The organism is Pseudomonas sp. HK3 (assembly GCF_052920985.1).
The window spans coordinates 397282-420762 of sequence record NZ_JBREXD010000003.1; the positions used below are offsets into that span (position 1 = coordinate 397282).

Here is a 23481-nt window from a genome sequence, read left to right on the forward strand (position 1 = left end):
ATAATCCTTTTATTTTTTGATGATTAATTACTATGAGTGTCTTAATAGTTGTTAATAGTTGCCTTCATGCAAACAACCAATGACCCAGTCTTTCTTCATAACGTGATATTTCAATTATTTTTTAAACATACGTTTTGTAGTGGTCAAGTAAATCTGGCCACAGTTTAAGAGGCTTGAAAGAATAATCCTTCTGCCTCATTTGGAGTCTTCCCATTATTATGCTGGTGTGGTCTCAACTGAGAATAATAACCTGCGATATAATTTGTTATCGAATATTCAGCCTCAGCAAAATTGCTATACCCATATTTCGGCATCCATTCTGTTTTTAAGCTTCTAAAAAATCGCTCCATTGGTGCATTATCCCAGCAATTACCTCGACGACTCATGCTTTGTTTTATCTGGCAGCGCCATAGTGTTTGCCTAAACTTTCTACTGGTGTAATGCATACCTTGATCGGAATGGAACATCACTCCTTTAGGTTGCCCTCGGCTTTCATAGGCATGTTGTAAAGCTTTACTGGTTAACTGACTATCTGGCGATAATGAGAGCGCCCAGCCAATTAGCTTGCGGGCGTATAAATCCATTACCACAGCTAAATAAGCCCATCTTTTCCCGATCCAAACATAAGTGACATCACCACACCAAACTTGATTAGGTGCGGCCACATTAAACTGGCGATTAAGTAAATTGGGCACTGCAAGGTGCTCGTTATTTGCTTTCTTGTACTTCGGCGCAAAAGGTTGTTTGCTAATTAAATCCAAGTACTGCATGGCTTTTCTTGCCCTGTAGCGGCTTAATTTAATACCTGATTGAGTCACCATCGTACTGATTGTTCTAGCGCCCGCAGAGCCGTTACTTAGCCTGAACATTTCCCGAATTCTACTATGCAACTCAATCGTTTTAGAGGTAAGTTTTTCTGGGTGACTTAACCAATATTTAAAACTACTGCGATACACTTCAAATACATTGCATAGCTTCGTAACGGCGTAGCTCTCTTTCAGCTTCTGGACTAACGAGAACCTCTCATCGAGTCCGACATCAAGAGAGCGGTAGCCTTTTTTAGGATTTCTTTCTCTTCTTCAATGTCTTTAATTCTCTTTTCCAGCTCACGAATTTTGATTTGATCAGGGGTCATTGGGGATGCTGCTGGTATTCCACCATCACGTTCAAGTTTGAGCTGTCTTGCCCACTTATCGACGGTGGATTTACCGACATTCATTAACTCAGCAGCTTCGCGTACAGAATAATTTTTATCAACGATTAGTTGTGCAACTTCTAAACGAAATTCGGGTGTAAAATGCTTTCTACCTTGCTTACTCATATGTCACCTAAGATACTTATGAGGTGATGATATCACCTCTATTTAGGTGGCCAAAATCACTGTACCACTACATTTTTAAAGAGGCCCTAAAAGCGGACGATCAAAATGTTAGCTTGAACGCCAATAATCAACTAGTAACGGTCACTCCTAGCCAGTCTAATCACAAGCAAACTCCGATACTAAGAAATCAAATACACGTCTGATTCGACGATTGGTTCTCAACTCATTATGGGTAACTAACCATAGGTCTATGGTAATCAAGGGGAGATCGGAGATGACGACACGCTCAACCAGCGGCTCGTGATCGCCAATTGCTTCTATTGTGGCACTAATTGCCACTCCTCGTTTAACCAATTCCCACTGAACAATATGACTGTTTGAAATGACTGGGAAATTTTTCTTGCTTAGGGAAAGCCCCTGAGTATTAAGCAACTGCATGAGACGACCGGGGTTCTCAGTGTCAATAAAGTTAGCCTTATTTAGCTCATCGATTGATGGAGGGTTTCCCAGTCGCTGCAGATAGCTTTTGGCTGCGTAGAGATGACCTTGAACACTACCCAATTTTTTTGCAATTAATTCTGGCTGTGTTGGACGAACACTCCGGATAGCTATATCAGCCTCTCTTCGATTGAGATCTCGCTCTTCGTTAGTTGAGTGTATGTTGATCTCAATGCCAGGCTCCACTTCCCGTAGCGTCTTGATAATGGGTGGCAGCACAAATATGGAAAAAAGCTCGGAAGCGGTGATACTTACGTCACCTTCGATGACATCTGATTTACCAGAAGCGGATAAAGAGAACTGATTGGCGGCATCCCCCATCAGTCGCACATGTTCTAATAATTTAATGCCATTAGGTGTTAATTCTAGGCCTCGACCTCGCCGGGAGAATAGATCAAAACCTATTTCACTCTCAAGCGCCGCCACTTGTCGCCCTAAGGTAGGTTGCGTCATTCCCATCGACCGCGCTGCAGCAGCCAAAGAGCCCTCTTCCGCCGTCACCAAAAAAGCCCGGGCACGGTTCCAGTCGAATGTTATTGATTTCCAATCCATACAAATATGCATACCTGAAGTCTAAATTTCATTCTATTGCTTTTATTAATGCATTGGTAGTATTGCCGACCTTAAATCACGCTAACAGGATTGATAGTCATGAAACTACCTACCATTGCACTACTAGTAGTAATACTGTTGCTCGGCGCATGTTCGAGTTTGATTCAAACAGCCTCCATTTCTGAAGCATATAAACACTATGATCGTCAGCAATACGATCGTACTTTGGCGCTGATTTCACAGGCAGAGAATGCAGAGGTCATGCCGGCTGAAACGAGAGCGGAATTGACCTATTTAAAAGCAATGACCTATGAGGAGATGAATGAGATCGAGACAGCGAATACCCTTTACCAATTTCTGGCCCAAGAGCATAGCCATTCGCAATACGGGTACATGGCGGTCAAGAAGTTGAATGCCAACTAATTAACGTCAGCCATTCAGTTTTAAGCAAACTTTTACCAGAGATTTTACCTATGAAAGATATCATTGCTTGGGCAGTACATACCCCCGCGGGAACGATCGCCTTGATAGCAGCCGTTCTTGCCATGTTCGCTAAGAAAGGCAGTGCACGACATAAGAAAGCAGGCTCCTGGTTTACGGTATCCATGGTGGTCATGCTGGTTTCGGCTATTGCAGTCGCCTACCTCAAAAACTCCATCGATGACATGATGCTGGGGGCAATTGTCCTGTATACCGTATTTACCGCCTGGTTAACGGTGCATCATAAAAAGAATGAAACTGGCCTGATGGAAGTAACTGCTTTGATATGGGTTATTGGTTTCGCCATTACTGCATTTTTTATCAGTATAGGTTCGCATGAGGTACAGGCGCCCACTGCCTATCTGGTGTGGGGTGGTTTGTCGATTCTGCTTGCATTAGGGGACACCCGTAACCTTTACCATTCAGGACTTTCTGGCACTCAACGCATTATTCGCCATGTCTGGCGCATTGGCTTTTCACTGGCATGGGCGGCATTAGCATTCACTGACAAAATCGTAAAAATGATGGGCACTAATATCAAGAGCATGCAGGGAGAACAGCTGTTACTCATTGTGGGGATACCAACCATGCTCATACTCATTACTATTTTATATTGGATAACTAAAATTCTGTTTTTCTCAAACGATAGATTTTCGCATTACGACGAGCCAACTGGGTAAATGATAATATCTGAAATGGGTCGGAGAGCGTCACTTGCAATTAGGTTATGATTTACCCATTTTTTACCTTTGTTAGTTTCCTTCAAGTAAGAATCTATGCGTTCACTGCCGCTAGCGATCCAAAGAGTCGTAAAAGGATGACTAAAGTAAACCCAAAAAATACGTTAAAGAATAGGTTCATTGGTAAAGGCATATACCATTGATTCCTAAAGTAGATTGAACACCTTGTTAGCCGTTTCATATTTTTTCGATGACGCCTGAACCAGATGAAATAGAGTAAAGGACTTTGTCTACCTGAAAATCTGGCTTAAACGTTATTTCTGGCTGACCGGAAAAAGTGAAATGGAACCCAGAATCAACACTCCAATTTACCACTAGCTCTACTGAGCTACCAATGGGATAAGTTGTTGCTAGACCTCTAAAGAACACATCTTTATCATTCACCGCACAACGATAGCCAGCGGTTAAAAACCTATCCGATTCTTGTTTTTGGTAAACAGTAAAAATTAGCGTATTCTCATATCCACCCTTAGCGAAACTGATCATCGCTCCCGGTGCCCAATTAGTGCCGTTACTTAGCTTATCGAGTTTTATTAGAAGAGTAAGGGTTCCACTACTTTCAATGGGCTAACTTAGCTCATAATAATTCCCTACTGAAGCAGATAATTCCATCTTGTCTGGCACTGGTGTAGTGGTAGAGCCGGTAATAAACAAATCGGGTCTTACTGCTAACGAGACTGTAGAAAAACTCACAGCCAATATTAAATTTTAAAAATAGGACAAAAATCACCCTAAAAATGCTCCTCAGTTTAAAATCTGTATAGGTTTGACCATTAAACTTTCTTCAAATTTAACGTAGAGCCCGTTTTATTTTTGCGCTGAGGTTTTTCTACAGCCTCAACGCTGCCCTCAACTGCGTAGCAAAACAAGTGACAGTTTGCAGAGTCAGATTGTAGGGGCTTGTTAGCTGCATTTTATAGTGTCAAGCAAAGATACAGACTCTTTAAGTAGCTTACCTCTTTCTTTGACATCTTTTTCTGTGTTCATTTTATTGTAAATTATTATATATTTCTTTTTAATGCGACGAAAATCAAATGACTCAAATTCTTGTTTTAACCAAGATATTTCTTCTTCCTTGATGTTGTTTCTAATCTCTTCAGGTAAGTAAGAAATATAGCTAAGCTCATCAAAATTACTTGAATGCCAAATATCATGCTCTTTCTTCTCTGGATTTCCGATTAATTCAGGAAGCAGGTAAAGATTTGATAGCATTGTCTCAGCAAGCTTCATTCTGGCCTCATCTAAGCTTTGCATTCTAAACAGGCTAATAGCCCAGCAGAGATTTTGAAATGGCTCACCTGCACAATCAGGAAATTCTTCGATATACCAGTCAAAATACTCTTTTGATTTATTTGCATCATCTAAAAGAAAATACAGACTGAATAAAAGATACCTTTTACCTGATCCATCACTTATGAAGTCGTGTTCTTTTTTTTCTTTCCTTAAGGCAGAACGATAACTCGATATCTTTGTTTTCAATTTTTTTTCTGTATCTGGAAATTTAAACATAAACCTTTCTCTAACGCCCAGTTCAGGCGCACATTTTATGTAGCGTTTTTGTGCAATAATTGGAGCCTGCGACACATGCACAAAAACGGCGTAATAAAATGTGTCGCTTGCAACTGTTTGTTATATTTCTATATATTTGATTGGCACATGATCTACTAGCCAAACATTGTTTGGCGTTTTAAAGAATTCATAGCCTTCTTTTTGCATTTTAGCGGCATCAATCTTCAAGATAACTGGCTTTCCATACCGGCTTCCTACTGACTTAGCAACTGCAACCGATTCAGTAAGGTGAACATGATGGCGCTTACCTTTCACTAATCCTTGTGACTCAATCAATGATAAGAATTTGTCAGCGGTTCCATGCACAAGGAAAACTGGAGGCTCTATAGTCTTTAGACCTAAATCGACATTAATTGAATGCCCTTGATTCGCTCGTATAAGCCCACTATCGTCGCTAATCACAAATCGCTGTTTATCATTAGTTTCAACTACAACTTTAAGAAGTTCTGGGGTTAATGAGTACTCAGTAGTCTTTTCAATTAACTCTTGAATTGAAGCCCAGCCGCTATCATCTAATTCCAGACCAATTGACTCAGGTTTATGCCTAAGAAGGAAGCTAAGGTACTTTGACACATTTACTAGTTCTTTATTCATAACTCATAACCCAGACATTCAGTGAAATATAACGCTTTAGCTAACGGGCGTGCGTCTAGCACGTCCAATGGAGGCCGTCTTTTTGGCCGTAATGCCTTTCAGCGTATTGTTAGGCTTTACTTGCAATCTGATCTATCATTTTTTCCCTATGAAGAATGATAATGGCTCCAAGACTAGCAATTCCTATTGCAAACATAGTTTTAATTCTTTGTTCTGATAATTTCGTTTTCACCTGATCATTTTTTTCTAAATAAGAAACAGCCTCTTCTTGCGAATCAAAAAGTTTCCTTCCTTCATCTGTGGGATGATCTGTTTCCATTACTTTTTTAATAAACTGCCCGTAAACAAAATCTCCCGACATATGCACAATTCCAGCCGCAAGATTACCTTTTGTTTTACTAAATATTTCAAATATAAGTTCTAAGTTTTCATCAATTGAAAAAGGGGAAGCTTGGTGTGCCAAATCATTTCTAAGCTTATTTAAACGATGGATACAATTCACTAAGTCTACAGGAAGAATATTACAAACATGTGCGATATCTAATTTTGCAGATAAATTTCCAAAGGCACCCTTTCCATCAAAGATTTCTTTTTTTCGTTTATTACTAGTATCCTCTGGCAATAAAGACTTAAAAAGTTTAGTCAGTTCTTCATCCAATAAAGATACTCCCAACAAAACGCAGCCCCTGTCTGCTTCAAACATTAATAAAGAATAGGTACGATCAAAGAGTTCTTGTGAATCTGGGTGTTCTAATAGAGATACCATAGGTTTACTTCCTTGAAGCCTAACGCCGCGTTTTGCGGCTGGTTTGGAGCGCAGCGGAAAACCAGTCCGACAACAGCGCTTTGTTATAAGCTAAACTCTTCTGTGATTTCATTGTAAAACTCGAACTCATTAGCCATGCCAACACCATTACCACCGCTGAAATACCTTACCCCAACTGCAGTTCCCTCACTACAATTTTCAATTTGTATAGCAACGCAAGGCACTCTTGAATTATTTTCACTATCTGTTTGCACTGCAAATAAGGGTAGTCCTGTCTCGTAGGGTTCGCTGCCAGATGGAATGTAGAATACAGCCCTACCTTCCTCTACATCCTGCTCGGTAGCAGCCCTGCCAGAGATAAAGGGAACATTTTTCCAATCTTTAGAATCTATTTCTTCCCACATAGTTTGAACTCAAATGGCTTATAACACCCAAAGCAGAGGCGGCGTAGCCGTCCCGACCGAAGGGAGTACTGCCTTTGCTTGTTATAAGTTTTTCTTTTCATTAACTTCTTTCAGAAGCTCTTCAATAAGCAATATCAGATCTTTCTTTGATTTTAGTTCTGAGTCAGATATATCGTTGCTAATTTGTCGATTCAACTCAAGTGCGTCTTGAGCTAGTTTATGAGTAAAGGTCCCCTCATAACTCTCTTGAAGCTCTTTATTGTCTGAAATCATTGCTTTCACAAACATTACTCTATCAATGATTTGTCCATCAGCTCCTACACTTTTAAGTTCTTGACAAGATTTAGCAATTTCATACATTTCTTCTGCTTTATGCGTGGTTTCAAAAAAATCCACAGCCACCCCTAGGCTAAAACTAAAAATTGAACTTATGCTGCACAATAAAGCAATTGCGGTAATTTTTTTCATATATCTACTTATAACGCCCCAAAGCAGAGGCAAATTTGTTTTTAGCGCGAAGCGCGTTAAATTTGTCCTGCCAGCCCGCTGGCGAACTGGCTTGGTTTGTTATACACGCCTATTTGATGGTTGAGTCATTTTCAGGAAAGAATTCTCCTGCATAGCCTGAAATATTTTTTCCAGTTAGTTCGTTGCCATCTTCGTCATGTAGCTTATAGTCAATTTGCAGGCCGCCAATGGCAGCAGCCCCGTCTAATCCTAGTAAAACCGTGTACAAAGCATCTGTCATAATTGTTTCTAATAACGCTTCTAATGCTTCAGCTTGTTCAGAGTTCGAAACTAACTTATCTACAAGTTCCTTTCGAAAGCCTATAGCTTCTTTCGGCTTGTAATCTGCAATTAGTTCATTTTTTAAGAAATAAAACTCTTCTACAAATTCCTTTTCATCCATTACAGACCTCTCATGTATAACGAGGCTGTAGAAAAACACACAGCCTAAATTTCATTATGAAAATAGAGTAAAAATCACTCTATAAATACGCCTCAGTTTAAAATCCATATAGGTTTTACCATTAAACTTCCTTGAAATTTAACGTAGAGCGCGCTCTACTTTTCTCTTTGAGGTTTTTCTACAACCTCAACGCCAATATAATGGGCGCGCGGCTTTTTGCGCGTCCAGCCAGCTTTGCTGGCGATCATTGATATTCTTGTTATGGTTTTCTATTTCGGCCATGAATCACCTTCGCTACGAGCAATAAAATCAAAATTCAGCTCTGTATCGAATGGCTCTTTAGGCAGCTTTACACCATTATATTCAATCGAAGCATTATCATTAAGCAGAGCCAATAAATCATGAATTCCAGACTCATTCGATTCTTGAATGATTTTTGCTAATTCAGTTCGCTGCTCATTTGAAAGAGTCGATAAAATTTCATTACGTTTAATGTTATCAGGTACTTCAGGAAAAGAGCCTTTCTCAACCCAAGTCGATACCGTAGACTTTTTGATCCCGACAACATCATCGATGAATGATTTATATGATTCTAGTTCGCTACTCATGCTTTAAAGACGATAACGCCAACCACAACTGCGTAGCATGCTTGGCGCTTTTTGTGCGTCTTTATGCACAAAAGGTGACACGCTTGCGGAGTCTGATTGCTGGTTTTTGTTACGTGAATTACTTGCGAATAACAAGATCACCACCACTAAATTGTACTTGATGCCCCTCGAAAATAACCTCTTCCCAGTTTTCAGGGTTGGAGGATTCATTCTCATGAACAGCAAGATAGCAAAAATTAGGATTTTCTGTTTCAGGTAATACACTTACAAGGGAACCCGAATTAATTCCATACTTTTCACAAAGTTCAAGCTGACCAATACTAGATTTAACCTGATTAAGTAAGCCTATGTGCTCAGCTTTAGCTTCAATTGAATCAAAACAATCAATGGATTCTAATTCCGATAGATATAGATTCAATTTTTCAATTGCTGGATTCATAATTTACTCACGTAACGAGACTGTAGGAAAACCCGATTTAAGACAGTCTTCCCTTGCGCCTTCTTTCTAATTTTATTTACGCACCAATTTGCCAGATTTTTATTAACTTGCAACTCAAATCATCAGTTTATTGATAAAAACACTTACTACTCGTTTTATGCGGTCTTATCTGGCTGCTAACTGCCCATAATTCGCTAATTTTTCTATGTTATGAACCATACAATACAGCTGCCACTGTGCTTCGACTTTCTTTTTCCCACGCAAACTAAAGCGGTTCAGTTTTTTATTCGTACCAATGTTTGCAAATACAGGCTCTACAACCGACATACGGTGGCTGTATATCTGCTTCCCATATTTGCTATCAACCCGATGTTTCATCCAGTCAGTAAAAGTAGGCTTACGTTTATGATCGAGTATAAATGAAACTTGCCGCCCACTTCCTTTTCGATGGTCAGCAGAGCTTGGGGTTTGCATACATTGTGTTTTTAAATCGCAATTTCGACATTGCATAAGGCGACCATTAAAGAAGGCTTTTGGTACACCTGATTCTGATGTTCTTGTACTTTGGTAACTCAGTGTTTCTCCCGCTGGGCATACACAAATAAGATTCACTGGATCAAAATTAAATTCACTCGGCGGAATGACATTACGAATCTTACCTTTCTTCTTTTCGTTTTGATGACGCTTGCCATATTTTTCTTTCTGATTAATAAACTTAGGGTCACGGCTTCTAAATTTATTATCAGGTATGTATGCATTAATATTATCTTCGTACAGATATTTCATATTCGCTTCGTTTGCGAAGCCTGTATCTGCTGTAACGATTGTACCTTCGTCAAAGATATTTTCACTTATGCCTAAGCGTTGATACTTATCTTTAATATTATCCAAAACAGGCTTCAAAGTGTGGTGTTCTTGGCCTTCTCCGAAAGCTTGAGCATCAATAACTATTTGATGCTTCTTATCCACAGTCGCAACACCGTTATAACCCTGAATCGTTCCTTTACTGGTTGTCATCTTTCCAGATTGGTTATCGGTGATATTGCTCTTTACTTCTTTTGATCTTTTTCCTTGCCCCATCCTTGGGGTTGCGTCTTTAGAAACTTATCAATTTTCTCGTGCGCTTTATCTAAAGTATCAATTGCTTGTTCTGCCCTTAATTTACGCTGCTCATCTAGCGTATCACTGCCATCAATCTTCTTGTGTTCACTGACATGATGGCCAATTAAGCGTTTAATCTTCACGCGCTTTTCTTCTAACTCTTTTAGTGTGCCTGACCATTCTTTTGCAGAGTTCGATGACATTTTACAACCATCAATAGCAAACAGTTCGTTACCTAATAGACCCTGCTCTTGGCAGATTAGAAGGACTTGCTCGAAAAGAGTTTCTATTTCTTGCGCGTTGCTACTTACGAAGGCAGCAATCGTAGTGAAGTGAGGAACCGTATCGCAAGAGAGTGCTTTAAAGATGATATTAGTTTCACAGCACCATTCGATTTCACGGCTAGAGGTAATGCCCTTTGAGTAGGCGAATAAAATTATCTTTAACAGAATAGCGGGGTCATATGCAGGGCGACCGCCATCGCTATTTTTAAACTTGGGATAAAATATTGAGAGATCGAGTTTGGTATCTATCAAGAAATGAACTGCGTGCTCGAATGTTCCAGGCTGTAATTGATCTTTGTAGTTTATGACGACCATAGAAGTTTGATCGTAATTATAAGGAATAAACTTAGGCATTTTCCACCTCTTGATAAGAGGTGTTATTTTAACAAAATATGGGCTGGAAATAAGGTTTTTCTACAGCCTCAACGCTTGCCATAAGAGGCGGCATGAAATGCCGTCCGGCCCACGTCTTTTAGTGGGCCATTCTTAATGGCTTTGTTATACGATTTACTCATACTTCACCTTTGCGTGGCTGAAGATCAGCAAACTCGTATATGTTTTTTGTGTATTCTTTTCCATTGATATCACGAGCATAAGCTTGTACTTCTAGCTGTTTATTTAAAGCGATATAAATATCTGTTCTTAATTCAGCTATTACTGATAATTCAAGCTCATGTTGCGACAGTAATTTCGGTAACCACTTCTTGTAGTATTCAATACTCTTGTTTATTCGCTCATTTAATAGAGGAATAACCTTTCCTTCTGGAAATACCCAATAGATTGATACTTTTTCACCGCTTGCTTTAAAGGCTAATTCTTTAAGGTCTTTAAATACAAACTCACCGTCTACGTAATTTTCAAAGCTCACATATGAATGAGTAAGATTATGGGAAAGAGCCTTGATGTTCTTTAATTTCATAATTTCGTATAACGCTTTGCTCTGCGGAAATTTGGGAGCGGCAGCGAGTAAATTTTCCGTAGAAGCAACTTGTTAGCTGCTGAATTCAGTAACGTGCCATAACTCACCAGATGGCCCCCATAGATAAACTACCTTGCCCCAACGCTCAACTTTGATTGGTTCAAATTTAATGTCAAAACCTTTTAAGTTCGATATTAAATTGAATGCTTCTTCAATATCTAACACCGAAAGCTGTAGCATTAAATTATTAGCAAACTCTTCGTTGTAAAATCGTTGGAGCCAAAAGGCGCATTCACCATTTTCAAAAAGTGTAAGATCGTCAGAAGCATACTCCCCTTTAAAACCCAGAGCTTCATAAAAAGACTTTGAAACTTCGTAGTCCTTGCTGGGAATAAATGTTCGAATATCGTCTACTTTCAAATGAATCTCCTTAAGCAGCTAACGCCGTTAGCATTGGCTGGAGCTAGTTGGCGACTTTTTTGCTCCGCAAAAATAGGTGCTAGCTAGTGTAGGTCCGATGCCTAACTTTGTTATGCACTTCATTGTAAACGAGCTTCGATTTTAGAAATCTGAGACAGCCAATTATTGGACTGACCCTCTTTCCACAGCTGCGCAAGCTCAGAACGCTTCATACTTTTACAGAAGCTTATTACCTCTAGGGCTTTAGTTGCCATATTAGGCTTGTACCCTGATTCGTTACTTTTGACCCACGTGGCAACCACTTTAGGAAGCTGCTTGGTTTTACCGTCCTTTAAGGCAGCAACAACATCAGCTGCTGCAATTGCTGCAGAACACGTATCAACTTCGATGTAACCTGCTGGCGGTACGACTGCAAAAACCGTTAACAAAAAACTAGGAGATTTTGAGCTCTCAAGTTCATATACCCAATCGGCAGCACTATCATTCTCAAAGCTACCTGCACCCCACGATCCTGCATGAGCATTCGATACCACGATCATCAAAGCCAACACAGTTATCTCGGTTAATTTCTTCATACTCGATACTCTTGATGCATAACAGTTTATTCTATGGCACGTGATCAAATAATATAATATGCCGTCACGTGACGTGTTTTATGGGGCACCTTCGCCCTTCATTTCAATAAAGCCGAGTCATCATGGGGCATGCAGCCTGTTTTGGCAAATATGCCTTCCCTTTTTTTACGTATTCACGAAACATTTGTGCCTATGTAAGCCCTTCTTTTTCTTCTGGTTTCTTTTTCGATGCGTTTCGTCGCTTTACCAAGACAAAGGTCCCATTTCCACAAAAAGCGTCACGTGACCGCATAATATAATATGCGATCACGTGACGCTTTTTGTGGCCAATACCCAGCACAAAAGTATGATTTTGTTTTATTTAACTTCAAAAATTCAGCCTGCCATTTACACTGTATATAAAAGGCTCTTCCCCTTATTCAGTGGAACACCATATCCAGCCCTCCAAAATGAAAAAAGATAGAAGACTTATATCGCTCAATATTTCTATAGCCCCTCGATTGTCTGCCTAGTGCCTTAATGTTGTTGTTTAGTGCTTCAGCTCGACCATTTGAAACACCGTAATGCATTGCATTGATAATACCCTCCAGACAATTTTCTATCGTTCCTACAACAGATGTTAAAGCTTTAATCCCTGCTTCTTTCGCTAGCTTAATCCATGTTTTCCACGCTGATTTAGCTTGGATATAGCTCACCGTTTTCCAGATGATTCTAAATTGCTCTTTGAAGTACCAAACTACGGCTGTTTTTATTAAATATTGTTTTTGTCCGTCAAGGGTATCTTCAATTTCTTCAGTTCTATTTTGTCTATTTTTAAACCATAAAAATCGTGACTTGTGATGCTCAAGTTTATTTAGATTAGGCATAGATCTTACTTCTGATCTTTGCACATGAAACAATGCCTCATTCAGCATTTTGGTGATATGAAAGTGATCATAAGCAATTAGTTTTTTAGCTCTGCGCCCAAAACGAATGAAGACTGCTTTTTTATACGCTGCACTTAAATCCATTGATATGGATTTCATTTTATTTATGTCATGCACCGGTATGGTAGAGAAGCACTGCAATAAGCTCTCGCTAGATCGGCCGTCCTTAATAGCAAGTATCTGGCCTAGCTGGTTTGAAAGTACAGTAATGAAAACCCTAGGCTTTCCGACGCATGTCTCATCCACAAATAAATGCTTGCATGAGAACTTCCGTCGTCTTTTTAGGCCTCGATCAACAGCACGCTTAATAATGCCGTCAATGGCATTCCAACTGAGTTTAAGTTGTCGAGTTAGCGCTAAAATCGAGGTCTCGGCTGCCCAATTCAGAACTTGATTTTCGAATAGCAATGTATAGCGAGAACTATCTTCGGCCCATGGCACAGGAATCGTAACGCACCCATGTTCTTTGCAAGTTACCCTGGGAACATCAGCCTCAATTATTGTTTGAAATTGGCAGGTATCGAGATGACGCCACTGCCTTATTCTAGAGTCGTATCGCTTTGAATCAGTACCGCACTTTGGGCATGGCATTGAGGACACGTTACAGCTCACTACAACCTTTATTTGACCAGAACTTTCTTGAAGACGAACATCGGATACTTCCCATGGTGCCTTAAGCTGGAGAATTTTATTCTATAAGGTGCGCTGATCCATGCTGACCTCCAAAATCTAGAGGCCTAATTTAACAGCATGAGACAACAATGCTTACTCACCAAACAAGGGAAACACACATGTAATAACCCGGTTCGTTATTATTAGGCCGCTCCCAAAACACTCTAACCTATTCAATAAAACCGATTAACAAAACCCTGCTTATTTATGCAGCAAATATACAATATTATCAATATGACTGAATTCCGCACCTCTGCCGCCTTGTACCCCCCCTCTACTTAGCTGATAATATGCCGCCATTTTTCTAAGCCTGACAACCAGTTAGATCGCTTTACTGTCAGCTAGAGAGTGATTTCATACAGACCGTACATCGAGGCCATATATGGTTGATTACATACTCATACTGATTTCCACCATATTGGTGAACAACTTTGTACTGGTTCAATTTTTAGGGCTTTGCCCATTTATGGGGGTTTCTAACAAGTTAGAGACGGCCATTGGCATGTCAGCTGCTACTACCTTCGTGCTGACGCTTGCTTCATTAAGCTCTTACTTAGTGTACGAATACCTACTGGTACCTCTAAACATCGAATACCTTAAAACCATTTCATTCATCATGGTGATTGCTGTGGTGGTGGGGTTTACCGAGATGGCCATTCGCAAAACAAGCCCACTGCTCTATCGCGTGCTGGGGATTTTCTTACCTCTCATTACTACCAATTGTGCGGTATTAGGCGTGGCGCTACTTAACATCAAACGCGAAAACGGTTTCATGGAGTCCATCCTATACGGCTTTGGTGCCGCAGTTGGCTTCTCGCTTGTTTTGGTTTTTTTTGCCGCCATGCGCGAACGCATTACCGTGGCCGACGTACCTAAAGCGTTTCAAGGTGGGGCTATCGCCATGATCACCGCAGGCTTAATGTCACTGGCCTTTATGGGCTTTACTGGCCTAGTGTCGATTTAAGGGGGCGTTATGACTGTTATATTAATTGCTGTTTCAGCCCTCGTTGTTTTATCCCTTATCTTTGGTGCCATCTTAGGCTTTGCTGCCGTGCGTTTTAAAGTAGAAGGCAACCCTGTGGTTGAGCAAATTGATGCGTTACTGCCACAAACACAGTGTGGGCAATGCAGCTTTCCTGGGTGCCGCCCATACGCCGAAGCCATTGCCAGTGGCGAAGAGAAAATCAACAAATGCCCACCCGGTGGTGAAAGCACTATTGCCGCCATTGCCGACTTATTGGGGGTGGAGCCAGAACCCCTAGACGCCGAACACGGCACCGAAAAAGAAAGCGCCATGGTGGCCGTCATTCGTGAAGACGAATGCATTGGTTGCACCAAGTGCATTCAAGCGTGTCCTGTGGATGCCATTTTAGGTGCGGCCAAACAAATGCACACTGTCATTGCCGACGAATGTACCGGCTGCGATTTGTGCTTAGATCCCTGCCCAGTGGACTGCATTGATATGGTCCCAGTTGAAACGGGCCTGCAAGATTGGCATTGGCAAAAACCCGCCAACATCATTGCCACAGATAAAGAACAGGCGGCGTAATATGAACCTCATTACCCTTCACGAATTCGACGGTGGCATTCACCCACCACAAAATAAAGATCAAAGCACGCAACGCCCTATTAGCGTGGCAAAACTGCCTAAAAAGCTCATATTACCGATTGCACAACATATTGGCGCGCAATCAAAACCAACGGTAAACCTAGGTGATACGGTACTTAAAGGCCAAATCATTGCGCAAGCTCAAGGTTTTGTGAGCGCCAATCTACATGCACCGAGTTCAGGCAAAATCACCGCAATTGAAGAGCGCGTCATTGCTCACCCGTCTGGCATGAGCGATATTTGTATCGAAATCACCTTAGACGGCAACGATACATGGTGCGAAATTGAAGGGATTGAGGGCTACCTTAAAGCTGACCCGCAAACCCTTATTAACAAGATTCAAACGTCAGGTATTACTGGTTTAGGTGGCGCAGGCTTCCCGACCCATGTAAAAGCATCGGTTGAACCCAGTAAGATACACACCCTCATTATTAATGCCGCTGAGTGCGAACCTTACATCACATCTGATGACATGCTCATGCGCGAACACGCCAATGGCATCATCAAAGGCATTGAGATCCTTGAACGCATCATAAAGCCTGAACATTGCCTTATTGGGGTTGAAGACAACAAACCAGAAGCCATCGCCGCACTTAAAGATGCCCTTAAACACTTCAAAGACAACACCTTTAATATTGAAGTGGTCACCATTCCCACCAAATACCCAAGTGGTGGTGAAAAGCAGCTCATTGAAATACTCACGGGTAAAGAAGTCCCTGCTGGCGGGCTACCGTCTGATATTGGCATGGTCTGTCAAAACGTGGGCACCTGTTTTGCCATTTACAAAGCCATAAGCAAAGGCGAGCCGCTTATCAGCCGCATCACGACGATAACGGGTGAAGCATGTGGTCAACCACAAAACTTTGAAGTACTCATTGGCACGCCGGTTAACCACTTGCTTGAGTTAACACAAACAAATAACGATAAAGTACACCGCTTAATTATGGGCGGCCCAATGATGGGCTTTACGCTAGACGATCCGGCCACGCCCATTGTAAAAGCAAGCAATTGCATTATTGCTTCTAGCACACAAGAGTTACCCGACCCTGCTTTGGAGCAAGCTTGTATTCGTTGCGGCATGTGTACCGAAGCGTGCCCTGCACAATTATTGCCTCAGCAGCTTTACTGGTTCTCTAAAAGCAGCAACTTAGAACAAGCAACGGCCCACAATATAGCCGACTGCATCGAGTGCGGCGCATGCGCTTATGTTTGCCCAAGTAATATTCCACTAGTGCAGTATTACCGCCATACAAAAGGCGAAATCAAACAAGCCAATGCTGACAAACAAAAAAGTGATCGCGCAAAAGATCGCTTTGAAGCACGCCTTGCTCGCCAAGAGCGTGAGATCGCTGAAAAAGAAGCCAAGCGTAAAGCCCGCTCTGAAGCCGCGGCTAAAAAACAAGCCGAGAAAAAAGCCGCTGAGGCAAACGCGCCGGCCACAGAAACACCTCCGACGGCCCCTGCTGCTGACTTAGAATTACTGCAGAAAAAACTTGAGGCATCACAAGCAGCGATTAAAAAGACAAAAGAGAAAATTGCGGCCGCGCAAGAAGCAAACGATGCCGATAAGGTTGAACTATTAGCCGGCGCGCTTAAAAAAGCACAAGAAAAAATGAAAGATGCAGCAAAGGCCATTGCTGACGCTAAAAAAGCGGCTAAAGCCGCACCCGCATCAAGCGAAGGCAATGCTGCGCAAATAGAAATGACACCCGAGCGCATGCAAAACAAAGTCGACCTAGCCGAATCACGCTTAACGACAGCAAAAAAACGCCTTGATGAAGCAGTAGAAAGCAACAGTGACAAAGTTGACATGCTAAAAACCGCTGTCGAAAAACAGCAAGCCCGTGTCGATGAGGCCAAACAAGCGCTAACTGATTTTACAAATACAGCACCTACGGCTCAGCCAGCAATCACTAAGCCTGTTGTAGACATTGAATTGCTCAAACAAAAAGTACTCGCGGCGCAAACTCGCGTCGACAAAGCACAGGAACGCTTAGAAATGGCGCAAGAGCAAAATCTCGATACCATCGAAGCATTTAAAACTGGGCTTGAAAAACAACATGCTAAATTAGACGAAGCCAAAAAAGTATTAGCCGAGGCAAACTCATGAAACTACTCAACATCAGTTCGCCACATGCTACCCGCCCATTAAGCACCGCCGATGTCATGCGCACCGTTATCTTAGCGCTGATACCGGGCATTATTGCACTGACGTATTTTTTTGGCCCTGGCCACTTAATTCAAATCATCATCGCAGCCACCACCGCCATCACATGTGAAGCGCTCGTATTAAAGTTGCGTAATCGGCCTATCGGTTTTTACTTAAAAGACTACAGCGCGTTATTAACGGCCGTATTGTTAGCACTATCGTTACCGCCCTACACGCCTTATTGGGTAACCATTATTGCCGCTGGCTTTGCCATTATCGTCGCCAAACATTTGTACGGCGGCCTTGGTCAAAACCCATTCAACCCCGCCATGATTGGCTTTGCTTTGGTACTGGTTAGCTTTCCATTACCCATGACTACATCATGGAGCGCGCCGAGTGAATTATTAGCGAGCAGCATTTCATTGAGCGACTCGCTAACCGCCATATTTTCATCCCGTGAAGCCATTGATGCATTCACAATGGCCACACCATTAGATGAATACAAACATCAAGTCGCCATCGCTACCGCAGATGAAATTTTAGTGAACCCACTTTTTAAGGGCGCCGATCACACACACATTTTATTGGCATGGGAATGGGTCAGCCTTGGGTTTTTGCTAGGTGGTTTATTTTTAATTTGGAAAAAGATTTTCACTTGGCACATCCCAGCAAGCCTACTAATCGCCCTGCTACTTTGCTCAAGCATTTTAGGCTGGGACAACGACAGTTACGTACCTCTAACGATTCACATGCTTGGCGGCGCCACCATTTTGGGTGCCTTTTTTATCGCAACCGACCCAGTAACGGCATCGACCACACACTTGGGTAAAATCATTTATGGCGCAGGCATCGGCATTTTAATTTATGTTATTCGCACTTGGGGCTCATACCCTGATGCCGTTGCATTTGCTGTACTGCTGATGAATTTTGCAGCACCCTTTATTGACCAATACACTCAACCTCGCACCTATGGCCACAAAAAAGCGGTGCGCGGTTTGGCGAAAAAAGATTAGGATTCAGCATGACGACTAATGATACTGAAAAAGCCGAAATGAGCCTTGGCCAATCCATAGCCAAAAACGCTATTGGCCTTGCGATATTTGCGTTTGTGACTGCTGGCGTTATTGCCATTGTGCAACAGAGCACCAAAGCACAAATTCATGAAAACATTGCACAGGCACAAGCCAAAGCGCTGTACGAAATTACGCCAGAAAGTCAGGTTGATAATGACGTGCTAAATAGTTATATCGAATTACATTCACCGCAAAGCAAGCAACACCTACACGTGAATTATTTAGGCCCCATTGCAGACGATGCAAAATTGCATTTAGCGCAAAAAGATAACAATACACACACTTATATTTTTCCGGTCACGGCACCGGATGGTTACACCACTAAAATCCAGCTTTTAGTCGGTATAAAGCAAGATGGCAGCATCGCGGGGGTGCGTGTGGTGGATCACAAAGAAACACCCGGACTAGGCGACAAAGTTGAACTTAAAAAGTCCGATTGGATTTTATCGTTTAATGGCAAGTCACTCACCAACCCTGACATCGAAAAATGGAAAGTTAAAAAAGACGGTGGTGAGTTTGACTCATTCACCGGTGCAACCATCACGCCGCGCGCTGTAATTAACGCTGTTAAGCAATCATTAGAAATGTTTGAAAAAGATAAAGCGGTTTTATCGACATTAAGCACCAACACACATTCCCCTAACCGTGGAGATGCTTTATGAGCACAAAATCTTACGGACAAATCACCCAAGACGGTTTATGGACCAATAACCCCGCACTGGTTCAGCTATTGGGTTTATGCCCTCTATTAGCGGTTACTGGCACCGTGGTTAATGCACTGGGCTTAGGCTTAGCGACCATGTTGGTTTTAGTGGGCTCAAACATCGCGGTTTCAATGGTGCGCAACTACGTGCCGTCTGCTGTGCGCTTACCTGCATTTGTGATGATTATTGCATCCTATGTAACGTGTACCGAACTGCTTATGCAGGCTTATACCTACGAGCTTTATACGGTTCTGGGTATTTTTATTCCACTTATCGTTACCAATTGCGCCATCTTAGGTCGTGCCGATGCCTTTGCTGCCAAGAATTCTATTTTACCGTCTGCGTTAGACGGCTTCATGATGGCCATGGGGTTTGCAATCGTGTTGGTTATCTTAGGCGCCATGCGTGAAGTGATTGGTCAGGGCACCTTATTTTCGAACATGGATTTGCTCTTTGGCGAAAGCGCTAAGTCTTGGCAGATTACATTATTCTCTGATTACCCTGATTTCTTGTTTGCCATTTTGCCTCCCGGCGCATTTGTCGGCATGGGGTTATTAATCGCCCTTAAAAATATTATTGATGACAAACTAAAAGACATTGAGAACCGCAAAAAAGAACCGGTAATTGCTGGCTCTAAACGCGTACGTGTCACCGGGAAAATTGTTTAATTATGAATAAGATCAAACGCACCGAAATATTCACACGGTTAAGGGACAACAACCCAAACCCTGAAACCGAACTTGAGTATTCATCTGCGTTTGAATTAGTGGTAGCCGTTGCCCTGTCTGCACAAGCAACCGATGTCAGCGTAAATAAAGCCACGCGTAAATTATTCCCTGTGGCAAACACCCCCGAAGCTATTTACGCACTGGGCGAAGACGGTTTAAAAGACTACATCAAGACCATTGGCTTATTTAACAGCAAAGCCAAAAACGTCATTAAGATGTGCAAACTCTTGATCGATAAACACAACTCCGTTGTCCCTCAAACCCGCGAAGAACTAGAAGAACTCCCAGGTGTGGGCCGAAAGACCGCCAACGTCGTACTTAATACCGCCTTTGGGCAAATTGCCATGGCGGTCGATACCCATATTTTTCGCTTTGGTAATCGCACAAAAGTCGCACCCGGAAAAAATGTATTAGAAGTTGAAGATCGTTTAATGCGGCTGGTGCCAAACGAGTTTTTATTAGATGCACACCATTGGATGATCTTACATGGCCGCTATGTGTGCACCGCGCGCAAACCAAAATGCGGCAGCTGCATCATTGAAGACTTGTGCGAATACAAACAAAAAGAATTAGATTAGAGGCCATTTATGCGCATCTTGCACACCATGCTACGCGTGGGCGACTTACAACGCTCCATCGACTTTTACACCCGCGTATTAGGCATGAACTTAATTCGCCAACGCGATAACGAACAATACCGCTATACATTAGCTTTTGTTGGTTATGGCAACGAAGAAGACGGCGCCGTGCTTGAACTAACCTATAATTGGGACACAGGCGAATACGACCTTGGTAATGGCTACGGGCACATCGCCATAGGCGCTGACGACATATACGCCACCTGTGATGCCATTAAAGCCGCTGGCGGCATTGTAAGCCGTGAGCCTGGCCCAGTTAAAGGCGGCACCACTGAAATTGCCTTCGTGAAAGACCCAGATAATTACAGTATTGAATTAATACAGACTAAAACGCACTAAAAGCAACGGATTGTTCCACCGAAACCCGACCAGAATAGTCGGGTTTTATTGTCTCAAGTTGACCTATCGGATAACATAGCCGCCTTATTTTTATTGTGGCTCAAAGAATTGCTCCTATGACAGAACAGCGCCCAAGCGAAATGCCCGATGTGGCTGCCAGCCAAGCTCCACAAATTAATGGCACCCTAAACTGGGTGGGTATGAACCGTATCGCTCTGCCCCTAAACATCCAAGACGCCCATATCGGCGTGAACAAGGTGAATGCCTTTGTTCAAACCTATGTGAATATCTGCAATCCAGACGTTAAGGGCATTCACATGTCTCGTCTGTATTTATTGCTATCTGAATTTTCAGACAACCAAATACTCAGCGCCGCGAACTTACGTGAATTTTTAGCTCACATGCTTGATAGCCACGAAGACATTAGCGACCAAGCTACGCTTAACTTTGAGTTTGATTATGTCATTCAGCGCAAAGCACTTAAGAGCCAATTTTCTGGTTGGAAAGACTACCCAACTGAAATTCGCGCTACCTTAAAAAACGGTAAAGTTGATTTAGAGCTGGGCATTCACATTCCTTACTCTTCTACCTGCCCGTGCTCAGCCGCCCTTGCACGTCAATTGATTCAACAACAATTCAGCAAAGATTTTGGCGATAAAGCCAGTGTCACCCCTGAAGAAGTCGAATCATGGTTACGCAGCGACACAAGGCACGTTTGCTACACCGCACAGCCAGCGCAGTATCGCTAAGATATGGGTAAAACTAGACGACACCGTTGAAGACTTCCCAATCACTGATGTCATCGGTGTGATTGAAGACGCACTACAAACACCGGTACAAACCGCGGTTAAACGTGAAGACGAGCAAGAGTTTGCCCGCCTAAACGGTCACAACCTTATGTTTTGTGAAGATGCAGCACGTCGCGTAAAAAGTGCCCTTAACAAAAATGAAAACGTATTTAACGATTTCTGGTTGCGCATCGAACACTTAGAAAGCTTACACGCGCATGACGCCGTGGCCATTGCCACCAAAGGTCTTGCTAACGGTTACGAGCCCCTACTTTCTCGCTAACCGTATATTGGGCAGCGTAAAGCTGCCCAATTCCTCACCCTTGGCCATGCAAAGCCAACTACAATGATATAAAATCGAGCCACTTATTCAGTCGAGTACCCCTGGTGAAACTTTTTGTTGAAAACCTTACCAATGTTGATGTCTCTTATTTAGATGCCAAGCGCGGCCTAGTAGGCGAATCGTGGATGGCAGGCATCATGCTTACCGGCAACCTTGATCAGCAAAGCATGATCTGTGACTTTGGTGTCGTCAAACGCTGCGCAAAAGACTGGCTAGACGACTTCATTGATCATCGCTTAGTCGTACCGACACAAATGGAAGGCTTGCACATCAGCAAGCATGAAAGCCTAACCACTGTGCGCTTCCCACACCCTATGGGCGGTGAATTCATTTGCAGCGCGCCCGACGAAGCCTTTTGCTTCATTGATTGCAAAGAGATCGCACCTACAAGCGTATCTAAATGGCTTGAGGTTGAACTGAACACCACGATTCCGGGTGATATCGAAAAACTGCATGTATCCCTTAATACCGAACTAATCGGTGGTGCTTTTTACCACTACAGCCATGGCCTTAAAAAACACAATGGCAACTGCCAGCGCATTGCACACGGTCACCGCTCAAAAATTGAGATTTTTGTAAACGGCACTCGCCAGCCAGAAATGGAAAAAAAGTGGGCCAACCAGTGGCAAGACATTTACGTTGGCACCCAAGAAGACCTGCACAACCAAACCACAATTGAAGGGGTTGAGCACAATCACTACCGCTATACCGCTCCTCAAGGTGAATTTAGCCTCACACTCCCCACTAAAGCTTGCTATGACATTGAAACCGACACCACAGTTGAGCAAATAGCAAAACACATCGCAAAGACCATCCTAGAATCTGGTCGCAGCGTGACCGTTAAAGCGTTCGAAGGAATCGGTAAAGGGGCCATTGCCACTTATGAGTAACGTATTTAAAGAGCTAGAAAAGCAAAGCAAAGGCGCTGAACTGCCTCTTGAAACAGCCCTAAGCAACTTATTATTCAATGAAGCAGGCTTGATTCCCGCCATTGCCCAGCAGCACGACACGGGCGAAGTATTAATGATGGCATGGATGAACCGAGCGTCCATTGAAGAAACATTAAGCACAGGCCAAGTGTGCTATTGGTCTCGTTCACGCAACAGTTACTGGCGTAAAGGTGAGAGCTCAGGCAACCAACAGTCCCTAATTAGCATGGCAACGGACTGTGATGGCGATACATTATTGTTAAAAGTGGATCAGAAAGGCGCTGCCTGTCATACTGGGCGCCGTGATTGCTTCTATAATGAGATCAAACCCAATGGCCTTAGCGTCAGTACCGACCCAATTCAAGACCCTAAACAGCTGTATAACAACAGCAAGAGCTAAATT

General features: G+C 42.5%; 27 protein-coding genes and 2 pseudogenes. 13 read left to right on the forward strand and 16 right to left on the reverse strand.

All coding sequences use genetic code 11. The features are described 5' to 3' along the window. Positions 1-164: 164 nt before the first annotated feature. Positions 165-1321, reverse strand: a protein-coding gene (locus tag ACU6U9_RS17235) for an IS3 family transposase (RefSeq protein WP_446736237.1) whose coding sequence is annotated in 2 segments (ribosomal slippage) — positions 165-1063 and positions 1063-1321 — 1158 coding nt in all. Because the reading frame shifts where the segments join, the coding sequence is not laid out codon by codon here. 156 nt (positions 1322-1477) lie between these two features. Continuing rightward, the gene (locus ACU6U9_RS17240; RefSeq protein ID WP_446736238.1) at positions 1478-2371 is read right to left on the reverse strand and encodes a LysR family transcriptional regulator; all 894 of its coding nucleotides are present in this window, start codon (positions 2369-2371) and stop codon (positions 1478-1480) included. Between the two features lie 99 nt (positions 2372-2470). Here ACU6U9_RS17240 and ACU6U9_RS17245 point away from each other — a divergent pair, with 99 nt between their 5' ends. Next, positions 2471-2794 (forward strand): hypothetical protein, encoded by a 324-nt coding sequence (locus tag ACU6U9_RS17245; protein WP_446736239.1) that lies wholly within the window; start codon positions 2471-2473, stop codon positions 2792-2794. A gap of 50 nt (positions 2795-2844) precedes the next feature. Next, a complete protein-coding gene (locus tag ACU6U9_RS17250) occupies positions 2845-3531 on the forward strand; it encodes a hypothetical protein (protein WP_446736240.1) in 687 nt (228 codons plus the stop codon). A gap of 237 nt (positions 3532-3768) precedes the next feature. Here the strand turns inward: ACU6U9_RS17250 and ACU6U9_RS17255 are convergent, their stop codons facing one another. The 14 genes and pseudogenes from ACU6U9_RS17255 to ACU6U9_RS17320 all read right to left on the reverse strand — a co-directional run bounded on the left by ACU6U9_RS17255 (position 3769) and on the right by ACU6U9_RS17320 (position 13697). Further along, a complete protein-coding gene (locus tag ACU6U9_RS17255; RefSeq protein ID WP_446736241.1) occupies positions 3769-4077 on the reverse strand; it encodes a hypothetical protein in 309 nt (102 codons plus the stop codon). A 417-nt stretch (positions 4078-4494) separates the two neighbouring features. Further along, complete coding sequence (locus ACU6U9_RS17260) at positions 4495-5100, reverse strand: hypothetical protein (protein WP_446736242.1); 606 nt, start codon at positions 5098-5100, stop codon at positions 4495-4497. A gap of 120 nt (positions 5101-5220) precedes the next feature. After that, entirely contained in the window at positions 5221-5754 is a 534-nt protein-coding gene (locus ACU6U9_RS17265) for an RNA 2'-phosphotransferase (protein ID WP_446736243.1), read from the reverse strand. Positions 5755-5863: 109 nt separating this feature from the next. Next, positions 5864-6520 carry a hypothetical protein gene (locus ACU6U9_RS17270; protein WP_446736244.1) on the reverse strand — a complete coding sequence of 219 codons (657 nt, stop codon included), beginning with the start codon at positions 6518-6520 and terminating at the stop codon, positions 5864-5866. An 83-nt stretch (positions 6521-6603) separates the two neighbouring features. Further along, the gene (locus ACU6U9_RS17275) at positions 6604-6924 is read right to left on the reverse strand and encodes a hypothetical protein (RefSeq protein ID WP_446736245.1); all 321 of its coding nucleotides are present in this window, start codon (positions 6922-6924) and stop codon (positions 6604-6606) included. Positions 6925-7005: 81 nt separating this feature from the next. Further along, positions 7006-7392 carry a hypothetical protein gene (locus ACU6U9_RS17280; protein ID WP_446736246.1) on the reverse strand — a complete coding sequence of 129 codons (387 nt, stop codon included), beginning with the start codon at positions 7390-7392 and terminating at the stop codon, positions 7006-7008. Positions 7393-7501: 109 nt separating this feature from the next. Further along, on the reverse strand, positions 7502-7834 hold the full coding sequence (locus ACU6U9_RS17285) for a hypothetical protein (protein ID WP_446736247.1): 333 nt from the start codon (positions 7832-7834) through the stop codon (positions 7502-7504). 269 nt (positions 7835-8103) lie between these two features. After that, positions 8104-8442, reverse strand: a complete 339-nt coding sequence (locus tag ACU6U9_RS17290; RefSeq protein WP_446736248.1) for a DUF6547 family protein — start codon at positions 8440-8442, stop codon at positions 8104-8106. Between the two features lie 118 nt (positions 8443-8560). After that, complete coding sequence (locus ACU6U9_RS17295; protein WP_446736249.1) at positions 8561-8881, reverse strand: hypothetical protein; 321 nt, start codon at positions 8879-8881, stop codon at positions 8561-8563. 165 nt (positions 8882-9046) lie between these two features. After that, positions 9047-10620: pseudogene (locus tag ACU6U9_RS17300) on the reverse strand (transposase). 157 nt (positions 10621-10777) lie between these two features. After that, positions 10778-11185 (reverse strand): hypothetical protein, encoded by a 408-nt coding sequence (locus tag ACU6U9_RS17305; RefSeq protein WP_446736250.1) that lies wholly within the window; start codon positions 11183-11185, stop codon positions 10778-10780. A gap of 72 nt (positions 11186-11257) precedes the next feature. After that, positions 11258-11605 (reverse strand): hypothetical protein, encoded by a 348-nt coding sequence (locus tag ACU6U9_RS17310; protein WP_446736251.1) that lies wholly within the window; start codon positions 11603-11605, stop codon positions 11258-11260. A 119-nt stretch (positions 11606-11724) separates the two neighbouring features. Next, positions 11725-12180 carry a DUF4259 domain-containing protein gene (locus ACU6U9_RS17315; RefSeq protein WP_446736252.1) on the reverse strand — a complete coding sequence of 152 codons (456 nt, stop codon included), beginning with the start codon at positions 12178-12180 and terminating at the stop codon, positions 11725-11727. Positions 12181-12599: 419 nt separating this feature from the next. Then, positions 12600-13697 carry an ISL3 family transposase gene (locus ACU6U9_RS17320; protein ID WP_446736253.1) on the reverse strand — a complete coding sequence of 366 codons (1098 nt, stop codon included), beginning with the start codon at positions 13695-13697 and terminating at the stop codon, positions 12600-12602. 463 nt (positions 13698-14160) lie between these two features. Between ACU6U9_RS17320 and rsxA the strand changes: the two genes are divergently transcribed. The 11 genes and pseudogenes from rsxA (at position 14161) to hisI (ending at position 23478) form a co-directional block, all read left to right on the forward strand. Next, on the forward strand, positions 14161-14742 hold the full coding sequence (rsxA, locus tag ACU6U9_RS17325) for an electron transport complex subunit RsxA (RefSeq protein WP_446736254.1): 582 nt from the start codon (positions 14161-14163) through the stop codon (positions 14740-14742). Between the two features lie 9 nt (positions 14743-14751). After that, positions 14752-15327, forward strand: a complete 576-nt coding sequence (gene rsxB / locus ACU6U9_RS17330) for an electron transport complex subunit RsxB (protein ID WP_446736255.1) — start codon at positions 14752-14754, stop codon at positions 15325-15327. Between the two features lies 1 nt (position 15328). After that, positions 15329-17497, forward strand: coding sequence for an electron transport complex subunit RsxC (rsxC, locus tag ACU6U9_RS17335; protein WP_446736256.1), 2169 nt, complete (start codon positions 15329-15331; stop codon positions 17495-17497). Further along, positions 17494-18549 (forward strand): electron transport complex subunit RsxD, encoded by a 1056-nt coding sequence (gene rsxD, locus ACU6U9_RS17340; protein WP_446736257.1) that lies wholly within the window; start codon positions 17494-17496, stop codon positions 18547-18549. The genes rsxC and rsxD overlap by 4 nt, the downstream gene beginning before the upstream one ends. An 8-nt stretch (positions 18550-18557) precedes the next feature. Then, a complete protein-coding gene (gene rsxG / locus ACU6U9_RS17345; RefSeq protein WP_446736258.1) occupies positions 18558-19271 on the forward strand; it encodes an electron transport complex subunit RsxG in 714 nt (237 codons plus the stop codon). After that, positions 19268-19981, forward strand: coding sequence for an electron transport complex subunit E (locus ACU6U9_RS17350; protein ID WP_446736259.1), 714 nt, complete (start codon positions 19268-19270; stop codon positions 19979-19981). The genes rsxG and ACU6U9_RS17350 overlap by 4 nt, the downstream gene beginning before the upstream one ends. Before the next feature lie 2 nt (positions 19982-19983). Then, the gene (gene nth / locus ACU6U9_RS17355) at positions 19984-20619 is read left to right on the forward strand and encodes an endonuclease III (protein ID WP_446736260.1); all 636 of its coding nucleotides are present in this window, start codon (positions 19984-19986) and stop codon (positions 20617-20619) included. A 9-nt stretch (positions 20620-20628) separates the two neighbouring features. Then, positions 20629-21018: a lactoylglutathione lyase gene (gloA, locus tag ACU6U9_RS17360; RefSeq protein WP_446736261.1), complete on the forward strand. Its 390-nt coding sequence runs from the start codon at positions 20629-20631 to the stop codon at positions 21016-21018. A 140-nt stretch (positions 21019-21158) separates the two neighbouring features. Then, a pseudogene (gene folE2 / locus ACU6U9_RS17365) lies at positions 21159-22089 on the forward strand (GTP cyclohydrolase FolE2). A gap of 104 nt (positions 22090-22193) precedes the next feature. Further along, positions 22194-23039 carry a 6-carboxytetrahydropterin synthase gene (locus ACU6U9_RS17370; protein WP_446736262.1) on the forward strand — a complete coding sequence of 282 codons (846 nt, stop codon included), beginning with the start codon at positions 22194-22196 and terminating at the stop codon, positions 23037-23039. Further along, entirely contained in the window at positions 23032-23478 is a 447-nt protein-coding gene (gene hisI / locus ACU6U9_RS17375; RefSeq protein WP_446736263.1) for a phosphoribosyl-AMP cyclohydrolase, read from the forward strand. The genes ACU6U9_RS17370 and hisI overlap by 8 nt, the downstream gene beginning before the upstream one ends. Positions 23479-23481: the final 3 nt, after the last annotated feature.